Source organism: Pseudomonas sp. BJa3 (assembly GCF_026343815.1).
In the GTDB taxonomy this organism is placed as follows: Bacteria; Pseudomonadota; Gammaproteobacteria; order Pseudomonadales; family Pseudomonadaceae; genus Aquipseudomonas; species Aquipseudomonas soli.
Window position 1 is genome coordinate 1 of the sequence record NZ_JAOXMC010000121.1, and the last position, 279, is coordinate 279.

At 69.2% G+C, this 279-nt stretch carries 1 pseudogene; it reads right to left on the reverse strand.

What is annotated here, in order from left to right:
- Window positions 1–279: pseudogene (locus tag OH705_RS27125) on the reverse strand (apolipoprotein N-acyltransferase); the annotation flags it as partial.

The following is a 279-nucleotide window of genomic DNA, read 5'->3' on the forward strand; positions in this document are numbered from 1 at the left end:
GGTGGCCTGGTCCTTGAGCACCGGCACGGCGGTTTCCGGCCAGACGATCAGGTCGACGTCGTTCTGCTCGGCGGTCAGGTCGCGGTACAGCTCCAACTGGTGGGTGATGGCCTTCGGGTCCCACTTCATTTCCTGGGCGATGTTGCCCTGCAACGCGGCGACCTTCAGCGGTGCGCCGGCCGGGGTGGTCCAGGCGTGACCCTTGTAGCCCAGGCCCACGGCCCAGGGAGCGATTAGCAGGACCAGGCCGGTGACCAGGCGCGCCGGGCGTCGGGTCAG